This is a genomic window from Shewanella sp. A22, from assembly GCF_053850585.1.
In genome coordinates this window covers 1-8,542 of record NZ_JBSQBN010000162.1, presented here as the reverse complement: position 1 = coordinate 8,542, position 8,542 = coordinate 1, and the positions used below count along the sequence as shown (strand labels likewise).

Sequence of the window (8,542 nt, the reverse complement as noted above, 5' to 3'; positions counted from 1 at the left end):
TGCTTTCAAAATACGACGGCATGGTCTATTTTTTTCCATAAAAAATAAGACATTCCCACCATCCATGGCGGTCAGATGCTGGAGGTAGAGTAACGCAGGAGCTTGTTACCGAGGATCACTATTCGCTTCAATCATTTGCCTTGCCTACAGCTCTTTGAACTCCCGCTGAAAGATCACATATTTAATAGGATTGGTATTATTTGCTTAATCAGTTAGTTTTTCAGTTTGAGGCGCATTGTTGCAAGAATGATTATTTCTTGGTAAACAATGCAAAGCCTGAATGGCCCAAAGTGTGGGCTACATTTTAGATAATGCTTTATATTATGTTGACGTAAGACTACATGGACGTAGGAAATAGAGTATCGCAGGGGCAGTAGTCGAGACACTACTATGGCTACAATCCTATGACTTACCTAGAAGGAACTGAACTTTCACGGAGTGAGCAGATAATTAATGGAATAGGTGAGTCTTCAAAATTAATTAATAAAAAAGCCAATTCGAAGATTGGCTTTAGCGTTAACGAATTGATTATTGTATGTCAGTGAGCAACAAACTCGTTATGACTAATGGATTAAGCAACGATTAACACTTTACAAGTGTTAGTACCACCGATGGTTTCCATCGCGTCGCCTTTAGTCATCAGAACCATATCTCCACTGACTAAATAACCTCTGTTAACCATGCAATTTAATGCTTCTTTCGCTAGCTCATCAGCTGGGTATGCAGTTGAGTCAAACTCAATTGGTTGTACACCACGATACATTGCCATACTGGCTAATGTCTTTTGATGACGTGATAACGCAAATATCGGTAAACCAGAGCTGATACGTGACATTAACTTAGCAGTCGCACCAGATTCTGTTAACGAAATAATCGCTTTAACGCCTGATAAATGGTTAGCCGCATACATGGTAGAAAGTGCAATAGTTTCTTCTACAGAGGAGAAACGTTGATCCATGCGGTGCTTAGACACATTCACACTTGGGTGTGATTCAGCACCTAAACAAACATTAGCCATTGCCAAAACAGTTTCTTCAGGGAAGTCACCTGCAGCAGTTTCCGCTGAAAGCATTACCGCATCAGTGCCGTCTAACACTGCGTTAGCCACGTCCATGACTTCCGCTCGTGTCGGCATTGGGCTCGTAATCATTGACTCCATCATTTGGGTTGCAGTGATTACGGCTTTGTTTAGTTGGCGTGAACGTTCAATTAGACGCTTTTGTACTGCTACGAGTGCAGCATCACCAATCTCAACACCTAAGTCACCACGAGCAACCATGACGACGTCCGATGCACGGATGACATCATCCATTGCTTCATCACTTTCAACAGCTTCAGCGCGTTCAACTTTAGCAACAATTAACGCTTTACTGCCTGCTTCAAGTGCTAACGAACGGGCTAAATCAAGATCAGCACCCGTACGTGGGAATGATACTGCTAGATAATCAACATCAATCATCGCAGCAGTTTTAATGTCCGCCATGTCTTTTTCTGTAAGGGCTGGAGCCGTTAAACCACCACCTTTTTTATTAATGCCTTTATTATTCGATAACGGACCTGCTACAGTGACTGTTGTGAATACTTTATGGCCTTCAACACGTTGAACTTTTAACTGCACACGACCATCATCGAGCATTAAAATATCGCCAATGACAACATCATTAGGCAATTCTTTGTAATCAATACCCACTTGAGTTTCATCGCCTTCACCTTTTGCTAATTCAGCATCAAGAATGAAAGTATCGCCCAAATTAAGTTTAATTTTTTTGTTATCTTTGAAAGTCGAAACACGAATTTTAGGACCTTGTAGGTCGCCTAAAATAGCAACGTGTTTACCCAGCTCTTTAGCAATATTACGTGCATCAGTTGCACGTTTTAAATGATCTTCTGGTGAACCATGCGAGAAGTTAAGTCTAACAACGTTAGCTCCTGCCACGATAATTTTACGTAAATTGTCATCGCGATCAGTTGCCGGCCCAAGTGTAGTAACGATTTTAGTTCTGCGGAACATGAGATACTCCGTTAATGATAAGAAAGATTTTGTGTTAAATAGAATTCGGTGATTTACAGTACAGAAGCTGTCTTCGTACTTAAATGATGCAACTATATTAACAGACATTCTCAATTAATGTAGTAAAGTTACATACAAAAAGACGGTATTTAATGTGTAATTTTTGTGACAGATAAGTGATTTTTGCAATAAAAAAGGCCAATCGGATAAACCGTTTGGCCTTTAGGGTAAATAATGTGCTCATTTAAAGTACATGTTAACGATCAAAAACAGCAAATTTGTGTAATAATTTAACCGTTGTGACGCTAATCATGTATTTATACTGGTGTTTGCTTACTTGTTGAGTAACTCAAACATCAAGGCTACATAGTTGCAATCAATGAGCGTATATTCGTTTATATGGTTAAATCTTTATTGACGCGAGATTCTTTCAATACTTCTTTAACGCGTTTTAAGTTATCTCGAAAACGTGGGCCGCGACGCAAGGTAAATCCTGTCGCTAATACATCAATGGTAACTAATTGTGCTAAACGAGAAGCCATAGGCAAATACATGTCTGTATCTTCTGGCACCTCCATGGTAACAGGTAATGTACATTCCAATGACAGTGGTGAGTTACGCGCAGTAATACCAATGACCGCCGCGCCATTTTCTCGGGCAATACGAGCGATTTCGATTAAAGATTTAGTACGACCAGTATGAGAAATCAGCACCACAACGTCACCTTCGTTGCAATTAATGCAACTCATACGTTGCATTAACACATCATCGAAACATATTACGGGTACATTAAAACGAAAAAACTTGTTTTGTGCATCGTGTGCAACAGAAGAGGACGCACCTAAACCAAAAAAGGAAATTGTTTTGGCTTGTGTGAGTACATCAACGGCTTTATTAATTGCTGCTGTATCGAGGCTTTGGCGTGCAGTATCTAGCGAAGCCATTGAAGATTCAAAGATTTTTGTTGTATATGAATCTGGTGAGTCATCTTCCTCTACATGACGGCTTACATAGGGGGTACCGTTGGCAAGACTTTGAGCTAAATGTAACTTAAAATCAGGAAAGCCTTTTGTGTCGAGTCTGCGACAAAAACGGTTGACTGTTGGCTCACTCACATCGGCCATTTTGGCGAGTGTTGCGATGCTAGAATGTATAGCTGTTTGCGGTGAGGCTAATATGACTTCGGCAACTTTACGTTCCGATTTACTAAATTGGGTAAGGCTCTTTTGAACCTTTTCAAGGGTATTCATAAGCAAGCATCCGCTAAAAAGTAGCTAAAAGTAGGTAATGTAATTTTATATCATAAATTACAGGAATTTCGTGAATTAAGTTGTTTTTTTACCTTTTACACGATCCTGTCGTTATTTTTCAAGACATGGCTCACAGTTAAATTGTTCACAAGCCTTGTAGAACGTAGAAAATCATACCAGATAATGGATATAGATGACTAGATTAACAACATTGCAATATTTGCAAATTAAAGATGCAATATTCAATATGTGTTGTTATATTACAACAAAAGTGTGTTTTTATTCATCGACCGAATTCGGACATAGCAGACACATATAATTAGGAGAGCTTTTAGCAATGGGCAAATCAATTGGAGCCAAAGCGTGTGACTTTGTACTTTTCGGTACGAAAGGCGATTTAGCAAGGCGTAAATTATTACCATCTTTGTATCAATTAGATAAAGCAGAACTGCTTGACAAAGAGACTAAGGTAATCGGTGTAGCTAAAGATGCATTTACTCAAGAAGAATTCATCGCCCTCGTTACAAAAGCATTAAATACATTCGTTAAAGATGAAATTTGCCCAACCACGTTAGCGAGATTTCTAAGCCGTTGCCATTACATTGGCACTAACTTTACTGATCCTGATGGTTACCAAGCATTCCATGAATTGCTTGAGCCAAGCAAGCGCGTAATGGTTAACTACTTCGCTACACCGCCATCAATATTTGGTGCCATTTGCCGTTGCTTACATGAACAAGACCTTATTCAATCTGATACCCGTGTTGTATTAGAAAAACCGATTGGTACAGATTTAGAATCATCACACGTGATTAATGACCAAGTTGCAGAATTCTTTAATGAAAATCAAGTCTATCGAATTGATCACTATTTAGGTAAAGAAACAGTACAAAACCTAATTGCACTTCGATTTGCTAACTCGTTATTTGCATCTAAATGGGATAACCGAACGATTGACCATGTCCAAATTACCGTAGCAGAAGAAGTCGGTATTGAAGGTCGTTGGGGATATTTTGATGGTGCAGGTCAAATGCGAGATATGATCCAGAATCATTTATTACAAGTGTTAACACTTGTTGCGATGGACCCACCAGTTAATTTAGATGCAGACAGTATTCGTGACGAGAAGGTTAAAGTTCTTAAATCTCTGCGTCCAATTAATCAAGATAATGTATATGAGAATACCGTTCGAGGTCAGTACAGCGCAGGCTTCTTAAAAGGCTCTCCAGTGCCGGGTTATTTGGAAGAAGAAGACGCTAATACCCAATCTCATACAGAAACATTTGTGGCACTTCGTGTTGATATTGACAACTGGCGTTGGGCTGGAGTGCCATTTTACTTGCGAAGTGGTAAACGTATGCCGTTTAAGAGCAGTGAAATTGTGGTGTATTTTAAAAATCCACCTCACAACTTGTATCGTGCAAACTATCGAAATTTGCCACCGAACAAGTTGACCATCCGCTTACAACCCCATGAAGGGGTAGAAATTCAGATGATGAATAAGGTGCCAGGCCTTGAACAAAAGCAGCGTTTACAAACGACTAAGCTCGATTTAAGTTTTACTGATACGTTCAAAAGCGAACGAATTGCTGATGCTTACGAGCGATTATTGCTAGAGGCAATGCTGGGTAACCAAGCTCTATTCGTACGTCGTGATGAAGTGGAGCAAGCATGGAAATGGGTAGACGGAATTATTCAGTCGTGGGAGCAAAGCGGCGAAAAACCAAAGCCATATCCTGCGGGGACGTGGGGGCCAGTTGCATCAGTGGCATTAATTACTAAAGATGGTCGTTCTTGGGACGAGTAGGGAGTCGACATGATTAAAGAGACTGTATTTAAATCATTTGATACACCAGCAGAACTTGAAACAAAGTTAGCTAATAAAATCGCTAAGCAATTACAAGACGCAGTTGATACTCGCGGTAAAGCGAGTCTCGTTGTTTCTGGAGGCTCAACACCATTGAAATTATTTGAACTATTAAGCCATAAGTTAGTCGACTGGAGTGATGTTTACATTACTTTAGCTGATGAAAGATGGGTTGGTTCCGATGAAAATGATTCAAATGAAAGGTTGGTTAGAGAGCATTTATTGCAAAATCGTGCCGCCAGTGCCAAGTTTCGTGGTTTAAAGAATATGTTCGCAAGCCCTGAAGCGGGTTGTGATATGACCAGTGAGTCTTTAGCTAATTTTCCTCGTCCTTTTGACGTAGTGGTACTTGGTATGGGAACCGATGGGCATACTTGTTCATGGTTTCCATGCAGCGCAGAACTAAATGATGCGTTAACCTCACCGTCTTTATGTGTTGCGGTCAATCCAACGACGGCACCACATGCACGTATTACCCTATCTAAAGATGCCATTTTAAATAGCCGTCAGATTTATTTGCATCTTGTTGGAGAGTCAAAATTATCTGTATATCATCAAGCACTTGAAAACGATGATGTCAACCAAATGCCAATTAGAGCAATATTAGCGCAGCGTAAAACGCCCGTTGATGTGTTCTATAGCGCGTAAGGAGCTTTATCATGCACTCAGTAGTACAAACCGTTACCGATAGAATTATTGCTCGCAGCCAACAGTCGCGTTCAGCTTATTTAGCTGCGCTCAACGACGCAAAAGGCAAAGGCGTTCACCGAAGCGCATTAAGCTGTGGCAATCTTGCTCATGGTTTTGCAGCATGTCAGCCAGTAGAGAAAGATTCTTTACGACAATTGACCAAGGCTAATATTGGTATTGTAACGGCATTTAATGACATGTTATCAGCTCATCAGCCGTATGAAACTTACCCTAATATGCTTAAGCAGGCCTGTATGGATGTCGGAAGTGTGGCGCAAGTTGCTGCGGGTGTTCCAGCCATGTGTGATGGCGTGACGCAAGGTCAACCTGGTATGGAGCTAAGCTTGTTGAGCCGTGAAGTGATAGCCATGTCGACTGCGGTAGGCTTATCACACAACATGTTTGACGGTGCGTTATTACTGGGTATTTGTGACAAAATCGTTCCAGGTTTATTAATTGGTGCGTTAAGTTTTGGTCACTTACCTATGTTGTTTGTGCCAGCGGGTCCGATGAAGTCTGGTATTCCAAATAAAGAAAAAGCCCGTATTCGTCAACAATTTGCTCAAGGTCAGGTTGATCGTGCTGCATTGCTTGAAGCAGAATCCAAGTCTTACCACAGTGCAGGCACTTGTACTTTTTATGGTACAGCTAATTCTAATCAGTTAATGCTTGAAATGATGGGCTTGCAGTTACCAGGTTCATCTTTTGTTAACCCCGATGAACCATTACGTGACGAATTAAGCAAAATGGCTGCTAAGCAAGTATGCCGTTTAACGTCAATGGGCACTCAGTACACACCTATTGGTGAGGTTGTCAGCGAAAAGTCAGTCGTAAACGGTATTGTCGCCTTATTGGCTACGGGTGGGTCAACTAATTTGACGATGCATATAGTCGCAATTGCGCGAGCTGCAGGCATTATTGTTAACTGGGACGACTTCTCAGAACTTTCGGCTGCAGTACCATTGCTAGCGCGAGTGTATCCAAATGGTCACGCAGACATTAACCATTTCCATGCTGCTGGCGGGATGGCTTTGTTGGTTAAAGAACTACTTGACGGTGGTTTAATACATGAAGATGTAAATACTGTTGCAGGTTATGGTTTACGTCGATACACCCAAGAGCCACGTTTAATTGACGGCGAATTAAAGTGGGTTGATGGTGTAACAGAAAGTTTAGACAAAGAAGTGTTAACTCATCTTGATACTCCGTTTCAAAGCAATGGCGGCTTAACTCTACTAAAAGGTAATTTAGGCCGAGCAGTTATTAAAGTGTCTGCGGTACCTTCTGGTAATCGTGTCATTGAGGCTCCAGCGGTTGTCATTAACGATCAAAATGAAATTGACGAGCTGTTTAAGTTAGGATCATTAGATCGTGATTGTGTTGTTGTAGTAAAAGGCCAAGGCCCTAAAGCCAATGGTATGCCGGAACTGCATAAACTTACTCCTTTCTTAGGGACGTTACAGGACAAAGGTTTTAGAGTGGCACTTGTAACTGATGGCCGTATGTCAGGTGCGTCGGGTAAAGTTCCTGCTGCAATTCATTTAACTCCAGAAGCGCTTGATGGTGGTTTGATTGCCAAAGTTGAAAATGGAGATTTAATTCGAATTGATGCGACCACAGGTGAATTAACACTACTTGTTGATGAGAAAGTACTTGCCAATCGAACGGCTGAAATTGTTGATTTGCACCATTCAGCTTATGGCATGGGCCGTGAATTGTTTGGTGCATTGCGTCGCAGTTTAAGTAGCCCTGAAACAGGTGCTCGTAGTACTAATGCGATTGATGAATTATATTAAAAATAAAGGAAGTCGGTAATATGATTGAGCCTAATAACTGGTCACTCCAACCACAAGATGTGTTTAAACGTAGTCCGGTAGTTCCGGTTATGGTTATTAATAAATTAGAACATGCTGTTCCTTTGGCTAAAGCATTAGTCGCTGGCGGCATCAGTGTATTAGAAGTGACATTACGCACTCCTTGCGCACTTGAAGCGATTGCAAAAATAGCCAAAGAAGTGCCTGAAGCACTGGTTGGTGCTGGCACTGTGTTAAATGAAACTCAGCTTAACCAAGCGGTTGCGGCGGGTTCACAATTTATTATTACCCCTGGTGCCACGGTTGATCTATTAAAAGCAGCTAAAAAAGGTACGGTGCCATTAATTCCTGGCGTCGCCAGTATTTCAGAAATAATGGTTGGCATGGAGTTAGGTTACACACACTTCAAGTTTTTCCCAGCTGAAGCCTCTGGCGGCGTTAATGCATTGAAATCATTCTCTGGGCCACTGTCTAATATTCATTTCTGCCCAACAGGTGGAATTAGCCTTGCTACTTATAAAGACTATTTGGCATTGCCTAACGTTGATTGTATTGGTGGCAGTTGGATTGCACCAACAGACGCAGTTGAAAATGAAGATTGGGCTCGTATTACGCAATTGTGTAAAGATGCGTTAGCTGGTCTTTAATTAATCGTTTAATCGCAACACATTAAAAACCAGCTTAGTACGCTGGTTTTTTTATGCCTTTTTTGTTTTCATATAGCATATGGCCTGCGGCCACTAACGTCGTGGCGCTTCGCCCACACCAGAGCAAAGGGGTAAATATTGTGGCTTAATGAAACTGTACACCGATATGAGGTAAACTTGCCTTAAGATAAAACGGTGTAAAAAGTAATGAAGACTCAACCAACTTACTCAACAGAATTTAAAATAGATACTGCTAACCTTGT

At 41.0% G+C, this 8,542-nt stretch carries 6 protein-coding genes; 4 read left to right on the top strand and 2 right to left on the bottom strand.

Going from position 1 to position 8,542, the window contains the following annotated elements; genetic code table 11:
- Positions 1–571: 571 nt before the first annotated feature.
- Together pyk and ACWXWT_RS18965 are read right to left on the bottom strand one after the other, a co-directional pair.
- The gene (gene pyk, locus ACWXWT_RS18970; RefSeq protein ID WP_456043135.1) at positions 572–2,011 is read right to left on the bottom strand and encodes a pyruvate kinase; all 1,440 of its coding nucleotides are present in this window, start codon (positions 2,009–2,011) and stop codon (positions 572–574) included.
- Positions 2,012–2,406: 395 nt separating this feature from the next.
- Positions 2,407–3,261, bottom strand: coding sequence for a MurR/RpiR family transcriptional regulator (locus ACWXWT_RS18965; RefSeq protein WP_160052426.1), 855 nt, complete (start codon positions 3,259–3,261; stop codon positions 2,407–2,409).
- Positions 3,262–3,598: 337 nt separating this feature from the next.
- Here ACWXWT_RS18965 and zwf point away from each other — a divergent pair, with 337 nt between their 5' ends.
- From zwf to ACWXWT_RS18945, 4 genes are read left to right on the top strand one after another with little or no spacing between them, the layout of a single operon-like run.
- Positions 3,599–5,068: a glucose-6-phosphate dehydrogenase gene (zwf, locus tag ACWXWT_RS18960; protein ID WP_456043134.1), complete on the top strand. Its 1,470-nt coding sequence runs from the start codon at positions 3,599–3,601 to the stop codon at positions 5,066–5,068.
- A 9-nt stretch (positions 5,069–5,077) separates the two neighbouring features.
- On the top strand, positions 5,078–5,776 hold the full coding sequence (pgl, locus tag ACWXWT_RS18955) for a 6-phosphogluconolactonase (protein WP_456043133.1): 699 nt from the start codon (positions 5,078–5,080) through the stop codon (positions 5,774–5,776).
- Between the two features lie 11 nt (positions 5,777–5,787).
- Positions 5,788–7,614, top strand: a complete 1,827-nt coding sequence (gene edd, locus ACWXWT_RS18950) for a phosphogluconate dehydratase (RefSeq protein WP_456043132.1) — start codon at positions 5,788–5,790, stop codon at positions 7,612–7,614.
- A gap of 20 nt (positions 7,615–7,634) precedes the next feature.
- Positions 7,635–8,279: a bifunctional 4-hydroxy-2-oxoglutarate aldolase/2-dehydro-3-deoxy-phosphogluconate aldolase gene (locus ACWXWT_RS18945; protein WP_456043131.1), complete on the top strand. Its 645-nt coding sequence runs from the start codon at positions 7,635–7,637 to the stop codon at positions 8,277–8,279.
- Positions 8,280–8,542 lie beyond the last annotated feature (263 nt).